Raw genomic sequence first — 15,769 nt, forward strand, 5'->3', positions numbered from 1 at the left:
TTAGGTATTTTAAGATTTCGGATTATACGACTGCTAATAGAATGAGATGGATTGTTGTAACAGCTCACTTGGATTTACACTACCAGGACTTTGCCATTTTTTTTAAAATTTGCTGTGCGGGTTTAAAATTCTGTCGTGCTGACTTTTGATATAGCTGTATTGCCGTCGCAAGATTCTTGTGCCCCACCATACCTTCCTCATACATATTCGCTAGATTATACTGGCCGCTTGCATCACCCTGTAAGGCGGCTCTGTAGTACCACTTTACCGCTTCCGCCGGGTCTTTGGCAACTCCCCGCCCATACGCATACATCGTTCCCAAATGATCCTGTGCGCTGGCATATCCTTGCTCAGCGGCTTTACGATACCACCGTAAAGCTTCCTTGTTATCTACAAAAACCCCGTCCCCCTCACTGTAAATAATACCTAAATTAAATTGAGCAACAGCGTTGTTCTGTTCGGCAGCTTTGCGGTACCAAAGCCGCGCCTCTGTTTTATTTATGGCTACCCCGTAACCATTATGATACATATATCCCAGATTGGCCTGCGCCTCAGGATTATTTTGCTCTGCAGATTTGCGGTACCAACTAACAGCCTCTGCCTCATCCTTCGTTACACCCAGCCCCTCTTCATATATATTGGCTATATTGTGCTGCGCGTATTTGTCATCCTGAACGGCCGCTTTCCGGTACCAGTTAACAGCCTCGGTAGCATCGCGTGTCACACCCAAGCCATTTTTATACATGTTCGCCAAATTATTTTGTGCTGCCGCATCTCCCTTTTCTGCAGCCTTACGGAACCATTTGATCGCCTCTGACTCATCCTTGTCTACACCCGTTCCATTTTTATACATAGTACCCAGATTATTCTGTGCGGCGCTATTTCCGCGATCTGCCGCCTCACGCCACAAGCTGATCGCCTTTGCCTCGTCCTTATTTACTCCTGCTCCTGTGTGGTACATGAGGCCCAGATTGAACTGACAAGCTGCATTACCCTTAGATGCTCCCTTACTCCACCATTCTGACGCTTTGCGATAGTCTCGCACAGAGCCATATCCATTAAAATACATTAGTCCCAGACCGAACTGAGCATTAACTTCTCCCTGATCTGCTGCCTTCTGATACCAGGCCAGTGCTGTCTTATGATTTTTTGTGACAGCGTACCCATTGTAAAAGAATTCGGCATATATCCTTTGCGCCGATGCGTGACCGCCTTCCGCTGCCTCGCGGATCAGAGGTAATGCGGCACTATATTCCGCATTTTCATATAAAGCCCTTCCTTTGCGGAAAGCATTTCCAGCAGGATTAATCGGCAAATCGGCCTCCATTTTGACCACGGGCTCAGGCTTTGACACCGGCTTGAAATAGAAGTCATCTGTAATAAACCCTGCCTGATAAGGTTGCTGATTTGAATTTTGGATCTTAACACCAAGAGATATCTTTTTGAAGAACTGATTGAGCTCCTGATTCGGAGTCGCGATATGACGCAATATCTCTTGCGTAAAAAGGCCGTTGCGACCGCCTGGATTTTCGTCTGCTTCCTGTCCGGGAGATGCCGCAAAAAACGCGATGGTGCCATGCGGGGCATTTACTGCACCCAAACCTCGCCGGGTTGACCGCCCCCAAGAGCGATATGGGTTATTACGGCAGGCATCGATCAGTAAAATATTGGTTTTATTATTGCTCTCCCTCATGCTCGATACGACATCTGTCAGACTGATCGATTTACTTCGGACCAATGTTTCGTTCAATCCATCGTACACGTCAACAGAAGTAAGATAATTTTCCTTGTCACTTCCTTCAAATCCGTGACCCTCGAAATAGAACAAGCCAACCGAATAATTCCGTAAACGATTCGTAAAGTTGGAGATCGCATTTTCAAGACCCAGCTGGCCCAGATTTTCTCCGAGTATCACATCAAATCCAAGGTCTTCGAGCGCGTGTTTCATGTCTCTCGCATCGTTCTTAGCATTAGGAAGCGATTTTCCTCCATAGTCAGAGTTTCCGATTACCAGTGCAAGGCGATCGGTTTTCTCAAAGGCACGTGTAGATTGGGCCTCGGCGTCATGACTGCAGACCACCAACGCAAACAGCAAAAAACCAATAAGTCTCCATTTTGAGAGGTAGAACATGTATTCAAAATTTACACTGGCTATATAGATCAGCTTCATAAATTAATGCTATGTTTTAGGCAAGCATAACCGTCCGAAAAGTCATAGTCTAACGCCAAGTTTTACCCATTTTTGTGAGTGCATCCTGAGCAGCCTTAAAACCCTGTTTCGCCGCTTTCTGATACCAGAAAACCGCTGTATCTATATTTTTTGTAACCCCGGCCCCGTTGTGATAACTGACTGCCAGACCATACTGGGCGTTGACAAAACCCTGATCAGCTGATTTACCAAACCAAACCGCCGCCAGTTTTTCATCTTTTGTAATCCCGGTTCCATCGCGATACATGATTCCCAAGTTATTTTGACCGATCGGGACACCCAGATCAGCAGCCATACGATACCAATTTACCGCCTCTTTAAAATCCTGTTTGACACCTTCTCCATTGTGATACATAAAACCAATGTCACTTTTCGCATAACCATTGTTCTGGTCCGCAGATTTTCGGTACCATTTTAAAGCCTCATTGAAATCCCTAGTGACGCCTTTTCCGTTATGATAGAGGTGCCCAATATGCCATTGGGCCCATTCGTTATTCTGATCCGCAGCCTTACGGTACCACTTTAATGCCTCTTTATAATCTTGCGTAACACCTTCTCCGTTACTATACATATTTCCCAGATTAGTTTGAGCTATTGCCAAATCCTGATCCGCTGCCTTACGGTACCATTTTAATGCTTCTTTGTTGTCTTTTGTGACGCCTTCTCCATTGTAGTATGTGTTTCCGATACTACTTTGTGCTATTGCCAAGCCCTGGTCCGCTGCCTTATGGTACCATCTTAATGCCTCTTTATAATCTTTTTTGACGCCCTTTCCTTTGTTATACATGTTTCCCATATTGTTTTGAGCAATTGCCAGACCCTGATCCGCTGCCATTCTAAACCAAACAACTGCTTCCTCATCATTTTCCGGGACAGCATACCCCCTTAAATACATAACACCAACATTGTTCTGGCCTAAGGCACTACCCTGCGCCGCTGACGTACGGTACCATTCAAGGGCTTTTTTGTGATCTTTCTCGACCTCAAAGCCATCCAGGTAAAAATTACCATAAGTCTTCTGTGCTGCCGCATGTCCGTTTTCGGCAGCCTTCCTGATCAGCGGCAGCGACTTTGCGTATTCTTTATTATCAAACAGGCGCTGCCCTTCTTTAAACATTGCTTCATAATTGACTATGGGCAAACTTTCCGGCCTAAAATAAAAGTCGTCGGTTATGAACCCGGATTGATACGGGGACTGTCGCTTGTTTTCTGATGAAACCGCACGTGCGGTCCTCTTGAAGAATTGGCTCAATTCTAAATTCGGGGTTCCAAGGTTTTTCAATAGCTCGCGTGTAAATAAGCCATTACGTCCCGTGGGGTTTTCGTCTGCCTCCTGCCCCGGCGAGGCGGCAAAAAAAGCAATGGTACCAACGGGTGTATTCACTGCTGCCAAACCAGACTTATCGGTTCTGCCCCAAGACCGGTAGGGGTTATTCCGGCAGGCATCTACCAGCAATATATTCGTCCGGCTATTGGCTTCCTTCATGCTCGACATCACATCGTTGAGGCTTACCGATTTCCGGCGGACCATTGTCTCATTTAAGCCCTTCCGTACCTCTATCGAATTGAGGTAATTGATATTATCGCTCCCTTCGAATCCATGACCCGCATAGTAAAATAACCCCACGGAATAGTTTCGCAGGCGGTTAGTGAATTCAGAAAGGGCATCCTCAAAACCCACCTGGTCAAGGTCCTCTTTTAGGATCACATCAAATCCAAGGTCTTCGAGTGCCTTTTTCATGTCGCGGGCATCGTTCCTGGCATTCGGAAGCGGTTTCCCTGCATAACCGGAATTACCAACCACAAGCGCAAGACGGTCAGGTTTGACAAATCCTCGCTGGGCAATGAGTTGACTGTGCAACAGCAATACCATAACCAGCGACACGACTATAGCCCTCCGTCCCAAACCGAATGAAATTGAAAAGCCACAGTAATTGGAGTAATAAAAAAATCTCATAGAATCCTGACTTAAAAAAATATTTAATCCCGGAACTACAATGATCCGGGAGTGGGATGACTCATTTTATACCAACTAAACCACGTCAATTTCTGCAAACCGTGCTGTCTGGCGCGTATCTCTTCGTATCACGACAAAACTTCTCCCTTCTTTAATACTTTCACTTCCCGCACCGGTAGCTTGGTGAATAGCAGGATCAACACGCAATGTTTCTTCCGGGGAAATAAAAATGTAATTACCGAATTGCACAGTACATGCCTTTGCCAAGACATCCAGTACAATCCTCCGCTGACTAATTTCGATGCCGCTGATCTCCTGCAAAAACCTGGTAAGAAATGGATACACCAAGTTCAACTTGTCCTCATCTCCTTCCGGTAAATCCGCAAACAGATTCTGCAGGTTCGACCAGCTTTTCGAAACAATGATCGCGAACCGGACCAGTTCGTCATCCGGGTTATGCAAATTTTCCTGCAAAATCTGTCGCAATGAGAAGGAAACGTCATCGTCTTTTCCGAACCAGTAGGGCAATATCTCTGACAATGAGACACTACCTTTTAACATCCGATTAACCCTGATCAATTCTGCATCTCTCTGGGCAAAGTCGTCCTGAATGCGCCGAAAGCGTTCGATCAAATCATTCTTGTCCAAGGTGACCCTCGTGAGCTGGTTTTGAACTTCATTCAATTTCTGTTCCTGTATCACATTTTTCGTCACGATACCTTTTTCTATCATTTCGATGTGCTCATAGGTAAAGAACGACTTTATAATTTCTGTCAGCCAGACCGTAATATCGGATGTCGCCTGATTGTACGGGCTTTGAAACAAAGGGTTATCCCTGAGTGATGTCCATGGCTTCGCGCCGGATGTCCCAATGAGCCAGTCCGCTATAAATTGTGCCGGATCGCTGAACTGCAACGCAGCGGGCGGTACTTCTTCCCCGACTGCTATCGGCTCCTGATCCGACTCCTGCCTTTTGATGTTAACCTGCCTGATTATTTTTGCCATTTGACTATAACAGTTCTCCTTTCAAATCATTGAACTTGCAACACCCACTTCCTATTTGGTTCTGTCTACGCTGAAACATCCTGTATCAAGCCAGTGACCACTTTCATCCGGGATCGTCTGCAGGCTAAGTTTAAGTATGCTGGAAGGCGCATTTTGTCCGTTTCTGTCAGTCAATACCCCAATGATCTTAATCCCTTCCTTGTCCTTTGGATTGCGTTGTAACCTGACCGTAAAAGGTACCGCATGTAGATATTTTTGTGCTGCTTCGTTGTTAGACCAAGTAATTTTATAGATCGGACTGGCCAGCCAATCCGCATAGTTCATTTGTCTCACGCCAAAAAGTGACGGTCCCGCAAACTTGATCTCAGCCTCGTCCAGGTGTGGGGTGAGATACGGTTCTTTCACCCGAAAAGCTCCGGGGTCGAGTGCACCAATATAATCAGCGGTTGACTCGAATTTTTCCCTAAGCAATTCCGTATCAATAGAAAATCCACCAAGTCGGCCCAAGGTCCCACCCATCAGTGCAACCGTTGCTCCCACCGCCACGCAGGTTTTTGGGTCACGGATAACCCCTCTTTCATTTGCAAAGGGATACCAGTTACCAATCTCATATCCTCCCAAGCTAATCAGGCGGTCCGGCGAAATAGGCAGAAAGCGCACAAACATCTCACGCACAACCGGTAACATCGTAGGCCGGCCGGCGAGCAAAATAAAATCGGGGTTAAACTGCGCAATCACCTTGCATAAGTCCAAGATCATGGGCTCAACAGTGTCTTTGACGATCTGGTTGATGCCTGATGTATCCAGTGTCCATTCCAGTTCCTCCAAATTAAACTTCCAGGCACCGTACTTTTCAAAAGTCTGGTTTACATGCCTGAGGACATGACTGGTGGGTCTGGGGAAGTCGATAAAAAAATCTGCGAATTGTTTCTTTCCCGAAATTCTGTTTTCCGAAGCATGTTGTAAAATGCCCAGCGCCAGCGGGTAGGCGATTTCGTTTGCAAACTGTCGCTTGTAAAACCGGTCTGAAGCATTAAGCTGGCCCATATCATTGCCAAAAAGGAAATTCATGCTACCAAACAGGTCGCTTACCCCTTTTGCTTTGGCCGCTTCCCGAATTGCCGGCATCACTGCCCGCTCTACTACACTTTTGATGATCGCATCTCCGGCAACATTAAAACCTTCCCAGAACCGGGGGTTAGGAACTATTCGCGTAGTTGGTGTTTCCGGACTGTCCTGGTACTCGCAGATCATCAGGTCAGTGGTGCCGCCTCCAATGTCTACACTGGCTATCATGACAGAGGGAACATTTTCAATATGACTATTCGCGCGCCTCTTTCCCATGGTTTCGAAGAACAATGAGGCCTTGTTTTTGAAGCGGTAAGCCACTTCTCCATATAAAAAAGCAAACTGACTGCAAGACGCCTCGTCAAAACCCCAGTTTCTTCGCGATCCGGAATTATGGCTAAGATCCCTGGTACCAGGAATTATTTCCAGCTGTACATCGATAAACTTTTCAGAAAATGATTCTTTTAATGCAGCAATAGCATCCTCCGCATGTTCTCTCAAAATACGCTTCTCCCATTCCATCATTGCAGTGGGACATGTAAGTGTAATTCTCCTGAGCTTGCGCGGAATCGTAGGACTTCCCTGCCTTTCCCTGAAAGCATGACTGTTAGCCTGAGTGAGTGCCTGAAGAAATATTTCAATCAACGCGAACGTCATGACTGAGCTGCGTGAGTAATAGGCATTCTGTGCATTAATAAACTCCTTTCCTTCCGGATAACGTTTATGAAAAACACCTCCTTCGTCAAAAAGCTTCGAAATACCCTTTAATGCCGCGTCATTTTGATTCTCGCCAATGTAATTCCAGTGAAAGAGTCGCTTTCCGGTATCCCACAAGTATCTTTTAGGACTGGACATCGTTGCATTGTTAGCTGTCCCGTCATGGATTACCGACAAACGGGTGGCCTCTTTGCCAAGCCTGACCATGCTTGGCCAATGAAATGCCTTTGGATTACCCGAACTTACATTGGCTGCCTCATCTCCAAAAGTACATCTGCGAAATGCTACTCTCATATCGAAAGTATCGTGGTATAATTTATCGGGGCTGGTGAGGTCACGTAAATGAAGCGGAAATGCCTGCTCAAATTTGAAAGGGTCACCCGGCCGATCAGTTTCCACCAGAATGCCGCAGGTCCTCGAATTCCCGATATCCATTATCAGGTCCAGCTCGATGGACCGGTTATTGGAAAAAATAGTGATGTCTGGAAAAGCACCCGTCATTCCGAATGCCTTGATCAATGTGATGTAAGCGGCAACATGTCGAAACTTGTCCGTATCTGTTGGTTTTAGTACTTTTTTCCTAAGAAACACCGTTTCCAGCCAGCGCTCTACCCACGAAAGCCCCTCGACCATTGAGTCTGTAAAATATGACAAATGATAATCATCAGTTGGAACTTTAAACTCCACATTACCGTTGACATCCAGGTCGCTCAGAGCTACGTGATTGGCTGCATTGACCTCTTCGCTCACTACATTCGTATCAAATGCCAGTGCTATATTGTGGGTATGCTCGGAGGTGGCTTCTGCCGTAGGAATGCGCGTAAACCACATACGCGCCCAGTTGACCGGCCCCATAAATAGTTGACCCGATCCCTGATGTTTTTTAAAGTACGGCAAAGGTAGCCACTCCCCTTCGAATAGTTCAATAGCCTTTCGCGCCGACATGGTCATTACCTTTTCCTCCAGTAATACGTTCTTAATGACGCTATCACCAATCGTGACATTGCGCTCGGCGATCTTTAATTCGTCAATTACCTGCCAGGTCTCAGGGTCTACGGCTTCCGGGATGAGACAGTCAAAAGTACTCATTTCTGGATCTCGCCCTTTGAGTACATACCGTTCCCGCGTTGAATCATAATGAACAGAAAAGAAGTCGGCCCATTCGCGTCCATCATATTGATAGGTATGTTCGTAATAGTTGAAACTGCTCTTAAGGCTTGGAGAAGTTTCCGTGAGGTTAATTTTGCGGTCCACAAACTGTATACCTGAATTAGCAATGAGCGTTATCACAGATGAAAAACTGGTTAGGTGATCATTTTATACTGGCAACATCAGATTATTCAAAAGGACTAATTGTGTTACTCTGAATGGTAATAGATTGAATTCTCACGATGTAATGTGACTGAGGCATTATTTTTGATAAAACCGCCCGATTTCCACTTTATCCCAAAACGCACAGCCAAGATCAGATAAGCGGCAGTACGACCGAATAAAATGTTACTGCACGTCGTCGCGGATCATTTTTAGCCGTATTCTCAGGTAAGTCCCTCGGCAATTTTTCACCACGGCCAAGGACGCGCACATTGATATTGATCAGGGCCGAGTCATCTTTTTTTCGTTGCTTTATAATTTCTACCAGTAACCATTTTACTGCAAGCGCCCTCAACTCCGAAAGCTTTTGATTCAGATCTTGTTGTGAGGGCTGAGAGACTTGATCATCTTCCAGTAGTTTTCCCGAAAGGTCCCGATATAATGCAGACCCCTTTTCAACGGCAGTAGCATCAGAGTATCCGGTAACGATTATTTCACCTTTTAGTCCGGCGAATTGATCCTTATACCGGCCAGCAAAAACATTCAGCTTTTCGACCACGGGGTTAAACAATCTACGCGCTTCTTTAACCTGTTCTTTAATCAGGTGAAATTCTCCCGGCCTGAAGAATGCCCCAATTTCAGACTTAGAAAAAGTCTCACTCCCAAGAAAGTCAACAATGACCTTGGTTTTCTCCTCAAGGATCCGCAGTCGTTCCGAAGATTCCTTCACAGCTTTGTGCGCCTTCTCCAGCACCTTCGTCTGATTTTTCTTACTTTTATGCTGCGCAAACTCAAAAAGATCAGTTTGCGCAGATTCCAGCTCTTCTTTAGCTTCTTCTATGTTAATTTTTTCGACGCCGATATATTTCTGAATATCTACATTGGTAGAAGGGTCGATCCGTTCTTTCGCTTCCGCTGTATTAGACTGGTCCGACATCATGTCCAGCATTGCGGAAGCGCTTTCCTGAGATTTTAGTGCGACCTTGAGCGCGGTAGAAGACTGTTGCACTGCCGTATTATTGCGCGTACAACCGAGGTAAAATAAACCTAAGAAAAGGATTATAATTAAGTAGAAATATTTTTTCATTCGGTACTTGATTTTTGTCTGATCAACTTGTTTTTATTCTTTAACAATCGATTCCATCTATATCGGCATAAATATCCAGGTTTAAAAGAGAACCTTTTCCATATCATGATATCTATACAATGTCTTGTGAGATACTTCTATCAGAAGGATGTCAGGTTACGAAAATTTTCAGAATGATGTTAATATAATGCAGCAATGTTGCTTCGGATAGATCTTACGGGAAATTGGCTGCGTGGGAAGATGCTGGTTTCGGGTGTCCCGGTAAGTCAGAGAAGAAAAAGACATGGTTAAACTGAGGATAGGTGAGTCCCCAATATACCCAAAAACCAAAATATCAAACGCTTCAGTAAAAAATTTGAGATCGCGTGTCCAGATTGCCTCTGGCGATTAACTATTTTGAAGGATATCAAACAAGACATGCACTGATACTTTCAAACCGTCGTGCAATCGAAACTTGAGGGAACAAGATTGTGCCTTGATGCTTCTGCGGATTTACAGACATCTTTGCGTGAAACCAATGATCTGCCGTGTCCATTTAAGATCGTACCTGAGTTAGTCATCCACTTGATGAGCATTCCAACAAATACTTCATTTCAGCCAGGTTAATGTCGATCATTTCGAAAATCTGGTGGCCTTATTCCGTAGGCTCTATTTTCGTGATCATTGCAACCAACGGAATGTTGCCTTACGTTGCCAAAGCAATAGTCTTCTCTAAGTCCACACCTCCGTATACTCTCACGCCGATCAGTTTGAGCTCACGCCAGAAAAAGCGTAACAGAATTACCGGTTTGAGCCAGGCATGAATGGCCACAATCACGATCTGGCCCCAATGTTAACTTTTCCCTTGTTCGGCGCAGCCTGTTTTCTATCTACTCGAAAGCATCTATAACTTGGTTATCTACAATGGTTAACGAATTTCGTTTTGAGAACAAGAGAAATTGCCGCCCCGGCGCCATACCTAGTAACTGCAATTCTTATTACGTGTGCTAAAAGACAACCTGCGATTCTATTATAGTGGTTATTTCTGCCAATATTGCCCGTTGATGAATCTACAAGCTTCATTCCGACTCTTTGTTCCAAATCAAATAACTCAAGTTCCATCAGGCCAATGGTTTCGTCATTTTCTGGCAATGTCAGTTTAAAAACTTTTTCGGGATCATTAATTTCCCACTTGAAATTAAATCCATATGAAGAATAAGCTCAGTTTTATTTAAACCTCGTACGGCTACTACATATTTTGCATTAGTTTTATAGCTCTGAGCAAACCTTATCAAGATACTAAAAATATCACAAAATATATTAACTTTTAGTTGTCTCATTTTTGAGGCGTATACCTTGGAAATATATTGGAAAGAAGACCAACCATAGTCATCCTTACCAAAGTCATGAGCAGCACCAGAGCTGAACTCCGGTGCTGTCTTAATGATACTATTTCAAAATCTGTTTCAACTTTTTCATGTCTTCACTAATCTTTACATCCACGATCTTGGCATACTGCTGAGTAGTTTTCAAATTCCTGTGGCCAAGCATTTTGGACACACTCTCCATAGGAACCCCGTTGGTCAATGTCACCGTTGTCGCAAATGTATGCCGCGCTAAATGAAAGGTGATCACCTTATCAATCCGGCAGAGCACCGCAATCTCCTTTAAGTAGGAATTCATTTTCTGATTGGAAAGGACCGGAAGAAGTTGCCCTTTGATTTCGCACTGAGGATCCTTATCATATTTTTTAAGAATGGAAAGTGCCTGGGGAAGCAGCGGGATTCGCGAAGGGGTATCAGTTTTCTGTCTTTTGATCACAAGCCACTTCTCTCCGTCAATACCGGTTATAATTTCAGAGCGGCTCATCTTGTATACATCGATGTAGGCAAGGCCTGTGTAGCAGCAGAAAAGGAAAATATCACGCACCTGGATGAGCCTTTCATGATCGAATTTCTTCTTTGAAATCTTGGCAAGTTCCTCGGCGGTTAAGGCTGTTCTGTCCACCTCTCTTTTACTCATTTTATAGGCGTGGAATGGATCTCTGGGAAGCCATCCGTTTTTGATGCAAATGATTACGATCTTTTTGAAAGTGGCCAGATACTTAATCGCTGTATTATGGCCGATATTTCTGACACTTTTAAGCCAGTATTCAAAATCTGTTATAAACTCGTGATTGAGCTTGAAAATGTCAATGTCATCGGCTTTGTATTTCCAGCGGATAAAATCGCGGCTGTGCTCAAGTGTCGTTTTGTACCGCGTTAATGTTCCCGGGGCGAAATCCTTATTAACAAGGTTTGCTACACGATCATTATGCTCCTGGAAAAGCGCTAAAATGAATCTTGATTTTGCTGCCGTTCCATTCAGATGGTTGCGGATGATCTCGGCTGTGATCTCTTCGTCAGCCTCCACCAGCCTACGGTGTATCTCATAGATCTTCGCCTGAAGCGTGTCGAGATAAGCATTCAGAATTCTTACATCTTCTTTGGTACCGTTCTTGCGTCCGGCTGCAATATTCCATTTTTCCGGTTCGCATTCACGTTGGGCGGTAATCTCAACGCGCTGGCCGTTGATGGTGATGCGGATGTAGATCGGAAGGTTTCCGCTGACATAGTTACTGCGTCTTTTTAGATAGAAAAGCAGTGAAAAGTTTTTTGTAAGCATAACATTTGTGTTTTTAAGTGATTAAAAATACAACTGCAGTCCTTCAAAAATCAAGATGTTTATCCTCTGAACAGGCTTATATTCAGAAAGTTATGAGCATTCTGGTGAGCACTTTGATTTTGAAGAAAAGTGCTCACCAGAAGCTCACTACAATACTGAGAATATATGCATATTTTGGTCATTTCTAAAAACAAAAAACCCTGTAAATGTTTGATTTACAGGGTTTTGATGGTTTTTATTACCTTATTCTGCAGAGAGAGAGGGATTCGAACCCCCGGTAGGTTGCCCTACAACGGTTTTCAAGACCGCCGCATTCGACCACTCTGCCATCTCTCTGTGTTTCGGCGTATCCGAATCGTGGTGCAAAGGTAGAAAGAAAATGATTACATGCAACTGTTCAGGAAAAATATTTTTGAAAATTATTCTTAAAAAAGAAGCTTGAAACACCTAAATAACTACTTTACAGATATTTAATCATTCGAAAAAAATTTAAAAAATTTATATGACAAATTGAAATACCTTTCTACTCGACCTTAACTATCCAGGAAGATTTCACTCACCATAACTACATTTTTTGTCACATTTTCGATTTTATAACGATCATCAATTCTCAAACCAATTACCCAAAGGATATCGCCGTTTCCATTCAGCAACACTTTCACTTTTTGTTTTTGATTTCTGTTCAATTTTAAGTCAATTAGCAGATCGCTCACTTTTTTTCGTTTCCCTTTCATCCCAAACGGACAAAAACTGTCTCCCGTTGTCCAGTTTCGAACCGTCAGCGGAAGTATTAATTTTTCAGAAGCGAAGTAAGCTACGTTCGCACTAATCTCTATTTTCGAGTCTTCCGACCAGGTTTGTTTCTCAAAATGTAAAGCGACGGATTCATTCTGATAAATTCCTTCAGTCGCTTCAATCACTAAGTCTTCGGACACCTCATCCTTTTCCTTTTTTGTAAGAATAAATGTATTCCGATCTTTCAAAATCCGATGAGAAGCTGAATTAAATATTTTACCAGACAACCCCTCCGCCGATTTATATATTTCTTCTGCCTGATGATAGCTAAATCCGTAATGCTGCAAAATAAACCAAAGCCGGTATGTGGGCTCCTGAGCGGCTGCTAAAACGTCAATCGATATGTGTAAAGCTTCATCAACCTTTTTCACCGCTTCATTTTGCCAGTCTTGCAAAAAACTTTCCAACAACACTTCTGCCGATTTCAGCCGCCGACCCGTTATTTTAAAAGTCGTTTCCAACGAAGGATTCATCCTTTTCAGTACTGGTACCACTTCATGCCGGACCAGATTACGTTTGTAATGATGACTTGCATTGGAGCTATCCTCCCGCCAAGCCAATTGATGATCGCTGATGTATTGCCTAATTTCGTCTCTTGAAGCAAAAAGCAGTGGTCTGATCAGTTTGTTATTCCGAACCGCAATGCCGTGCAAACCAGCCAACCCCGTCCCCCGAACAAGATTCAGGATCACGGTTTCAAAAGAATCTCCGGCATGATGGGCCGTTGCAATCGTTTCATAATGATATGTCGATCTGATTTCTTCAAACCAGCTGTAACGCAAATCCCTGGCGGCCATTTGGGTTGAGATTCCGTTTGTCTGCGCATACTCCTTCGCTGCCAATTTCTTCACATAAAACGGAAATCCGTACGATGCAGCAAGATTTTTTACAAACAATTCATCTCCGTCCGACTCCTCTCCTCTCAGTCCGAAATTACAATGTGCAATACCAGCAGAAAATCCCGCGCAGTGAAATAAATGCGCCAAAACCACAGAATCCATGCCTCCACTCACGGTCAAAAGGGTCGGCTTTCCGGCGAGATCGAGTTTTTGTTGGTTAATAAAAGTTAAAAAAGCCTCCAACATAACATGAAGAGTTCTATTTGATGTAATTTTGTCGAATATATCAACAGATGTCTTTTACCCGGAATACGACAAATGAAGCATTAATGCCCATTTCAAAGGTAAAGGAAACCATAGCAACATGAAGAAAAAATTATTTATAAATCTTTGCAACCCTTTTAAACTTTTGTGCGTCATATCAATCAAAGACCATATATTAAAACTGACGTTCTTTACCTTATTGTTTACCTCGCCATATCTTATGGCTCAGAGAGTAAATCCGGCGGTACAACCCGGACAAGCAACTGATATTGTGGAACTTTTGAAATCTGATGAACTTGAACTGATCAGCGAAAATGGCGTAGACAGCCGACGGGTCATCAATGGGATTTTCAAACACAAAGGTGCACTTTTATACAGCGACCTGGCGATTCAAAATGTGAGCACAAATATTATTGAGGCTTACGGAAATGTCAGGATTGTTCAGGGAGATACGATCACGGTTACGGGTGATACGCTGCACTATTATGGCAATACCCGGTTAGCGATTGTCAGTGGCAGAAAAGCTGTTTTGAAAGACAAAAACAGGACGCTGACAACGCGAAGAATCGAATACGATATGGCAAACGGGATCGCCAACTATAAAGTCCCGGGACGCACGGTTGACATTGAGAATATCCTGACCAGTAACGAAGGCTTTTATAATACCAATACAAAAGAGTTTACCTATTATAAAAAAGTAAAGCTGGTCAATAAAAAATATACGCTTACGACCGATACTTTACTCTATAATTCCGTCACAAAGTGGTCGTACTTTAATGGTCCGAGTAAAATTGTTAACAAAGACGGAACACTTTTGAGTAATAAAGGTCAATATAACTCGCTTACGGGCGAGTCGGTTTTTAAAACCAGAACAACCGTCGACAATGACACGTATACACTCACAGCCGATTCGCTTTTTGTTGAAGGACAAAAAAACAACGGACAAGGAAAAGGAAATGTGGTAATCGTTGCCAAAAAGGATAATACAATACTCAACGGAGATCACGGATTTTATAGAAAAGCAGAAGGTTTTTCGAAGATTTACGGGCACGCTTATGTCAGAAATGTTGTTTCTAAAGATACTTTATACATCAGAGCTGACACTTTGTACTCTTTTGAAAATAAAAGAGATAGCACGCGAAGACTTGTAGGAGACAGAAATGTTTTTATCTATAAATCGGATTTTCAGGGAAAATGTGATTCCATAAGTTATAATACCGCTGATTCCACGATTTTGTTTTTTAAAAAACCGATTCTTTGGAGCAATCAGCATTACCAGATGGAAGGCGATACGATAAGTGCTTTTTTGGTAAACAATGCAATTAACCGGATGCTGTTGAGGAGCAAGGCCTTTGTAATCACGGAAGACACGCTCGTACACCAGTTTAATCAGGTAAAAGGAAGAACGATCAACGCGTATTTCGCGGCAGAAAGCAAACTTCGGCAGGTTCTGGTGGACGGAAATGGGGAAAGTGCTTACTACGCAATTGACGATAAGGAAAAAATGATTGGCTTAAACCGTGTAGAGTGTGGAAAAATGAATCTTCTTTTTGTAGATAACCGGGTAAACAGGATCGCATTTATCGGTAAACCAGACGGAAGATTGATACCACCCCGCCAAATAAAACCGGTCGAAAGACAACTGGACGGATTTAATTGGCGTGTTTCGGACAAACCAACCAAAGAAAAAACATTATGGCTCGAATAATGAGTCTTATTTAGGTATTTTAATACGATTCAGGCACGATTATTTTACGTTTAAAAATAAAAACGCCCGTTCGCACAATATATTTTGAAGTTCCAATTTTTTCTCTATATTTTTGTAAAGTACTTTTGAATGAGGCTAGTAGGAGTTGCTAAAAGTATTACGAATT

8 protein-coding genes, 1 tRNA gene and 1 pseudogene are annotated in these 15,769 nt (G+C 43.4%); 1 reads left to right on the top strand and 9 read right to left on the bottom strand.

The window, feature by feature from the left end:
- Positions 1–79 precede the first annotated feature (79 nt).
- The 9 genes and pseudogenes from M1L62_RS00400 to tilS all read right to left on the bottom strand — a co-directional run bounded on the left by M1L62_RS00400 (position 80) and on the right by tilS (position 13,877).
- Positions 80–2,170, bottom strand: coding sequence for a caspase family protein (locus M1L62_RS00400; protein ID WP_254411020.1), 2,091 nt, complete (start codon positions 2,168–2,170; stop codon positions 80–82).
- Between the two features lie 49 nt (positions 2,171–2,219).
- Positions 2,220–4,166 carry a caspase family protein gene (locus M1L62_RS00405; protein WP_254411021.1) on the bottom strand — a complete coding sequence of 649 codons (1,947 nt, stop codon included), beginning with the start codon at positions 4,164–4,166 and terminating at the stop codon, positions 2,220–2,222.
- Between the two features lie 75 nt (positions 4,167–4,241).
- Complete coding sequence (locus M1L62_RS00410; RefSeq protein ID WP_254411022.1) at positions 4,242–5,171, bottom strand: hypothetical protein; 930 nt, start codon at positions 5,169–5,171, stop codon at positions 4,242–4,244.
- Between the two features lie 51 nt (positions 5,172–5,222).
- Positions 5,223–8,255: pseudogene (locus M1L62_RS00415) on the bottom strand (virulence factor SrfB); the annotation flags it as partial.
- A 166-nt stretch (positions 8,256–8,421) separates the two neighbouring features.
- Entirely contained in the window at positions 8,422–9,354 is a 933-nt protein-coding gene (locus M1L62_RS00420; protein WP_254411024.1) for an OmpA family protein, read from the bottom strand.
- A 685-nt stretch (positions 9,355–10,039) separates the two neighbouring features.
- Complete coding sequence (locus tag M1L62_RS29280) at positions 10,040–10,171, bottom strand: hypothetical protein (RefSeq protein ID WP_256527616.1); 132 nt, start codon at positions 10,169–10,171, stop codon at positions 10,040–10,042.
- 611 nt (positions 10,172–10,782) lie between these two features.
- On the bottom strand, positions 10,783–11,997 hold the full coding sequence (locus M1L62_RS00425) for a site-specific integrase (RefSeq protein WP_254411025.1): 1,215 nt from the start codon (positions 11,995–11,997) through the stop codon (positions 10,783–10,785).
- 251 nt (positions 11,998–12,248) lie between these two features.
- A tRNA-Ser gene (locus M1L62_RS00430) sits at positions 12,249–12,333 on the bottom strand.
- Between the two features lie 197 nt (positions 12,334–12,530).
- Complete coding sequence (gene tilS / locus M1L62_RS00435) at positions 12,531–13,877, bottom strand: tRNA lysidine(34) synthetase TilS (RefSeq protein ID WP_254411026.1); 1,347 nt, start codon at positions 13,875–13,877, stop codon at positions 12,531–12,533.
- Positions 13,878–14,115: 238 nt separating this feature from the next.
- Here tilS and M1L62_RS00440 point away from each other — a divergent pair, with 238 nt between their 5' ends.
- Entirely contained in the window at positions 14,116–15,603 is a 1,488-nt protein-coding gene (locus tag M1L62_RS00440) for an OstA-like protein (protein WP_254411027.1), read from the top strand.
- Positions 15,604–15,769: the final 166 nt, after the last annotated feature.

It is taken from the genome of Dyadobacter diqingensis, assembly GCF_024220585.1.
GTDB classification, from domain to species: domain Bacteria; phylum Bacteroidota; class Bacteroidia; order Cytophagales; family Spirosomataceae; genus Dyadobacter; species Dyadobacter diqingensis.

What these genes read in the sequence shown, in the direction of transcription:
- M1L62_RS00405 (WP_254411021.1), bottom strand. Translation starts at nt 4,166, where the DNA reads ATGAGATTTTTTTATTACTCCAATTACTGTGGCTTTTCAATTTCATTC.
- M1L62_RS00425 (WP_254411025.1), bottom strand. Translation starts at nt 11,997, where the DNA reads ATGCTTACAAAAAACTTTTCACTGCTTTTCTATCTAAAAAGACGCAGT.
- tilS (WP_254411026.1), bottom strand. Translation starts at nt 13,877, where the DNA reads ATGTTGGAGGCTTTTTTAACTTTTATTAACCAACAAAAACTCGATCTC.
- M1L62_RS00420 (WP_254411024.1), bottom strand. Translation starts at nt 9,354, where the DNA reads ATGAAAAAATATTTCTACTTAATTATAATCCTTTTCTTAGGTTTATTT.
- M1L62_RS00440 (WP_254411027.1), top strand. Translation starts at nt 14,116, where the DNA reads ATGGCTCAGAGAGTAAATCCGGCGGTACAACCCGGACAAGCAACTGAT.
- M1L62_RS00410 (WP_254411022.1), bottom strand. Translation starts at nt 5,171, where the DNA reads ATGGCAAAAATAATCAGGCAGGTTAACATCAAAAGGCAGGAGTCGGAT.
- M1L62_RS00400 (WP_254411020.1), bottom strand. Translation starts at nt 2,170, where the DNA reads ATGAAGCTGATCTATATAGCCAGTGTAAATTTTGAATACATGTTCTAC.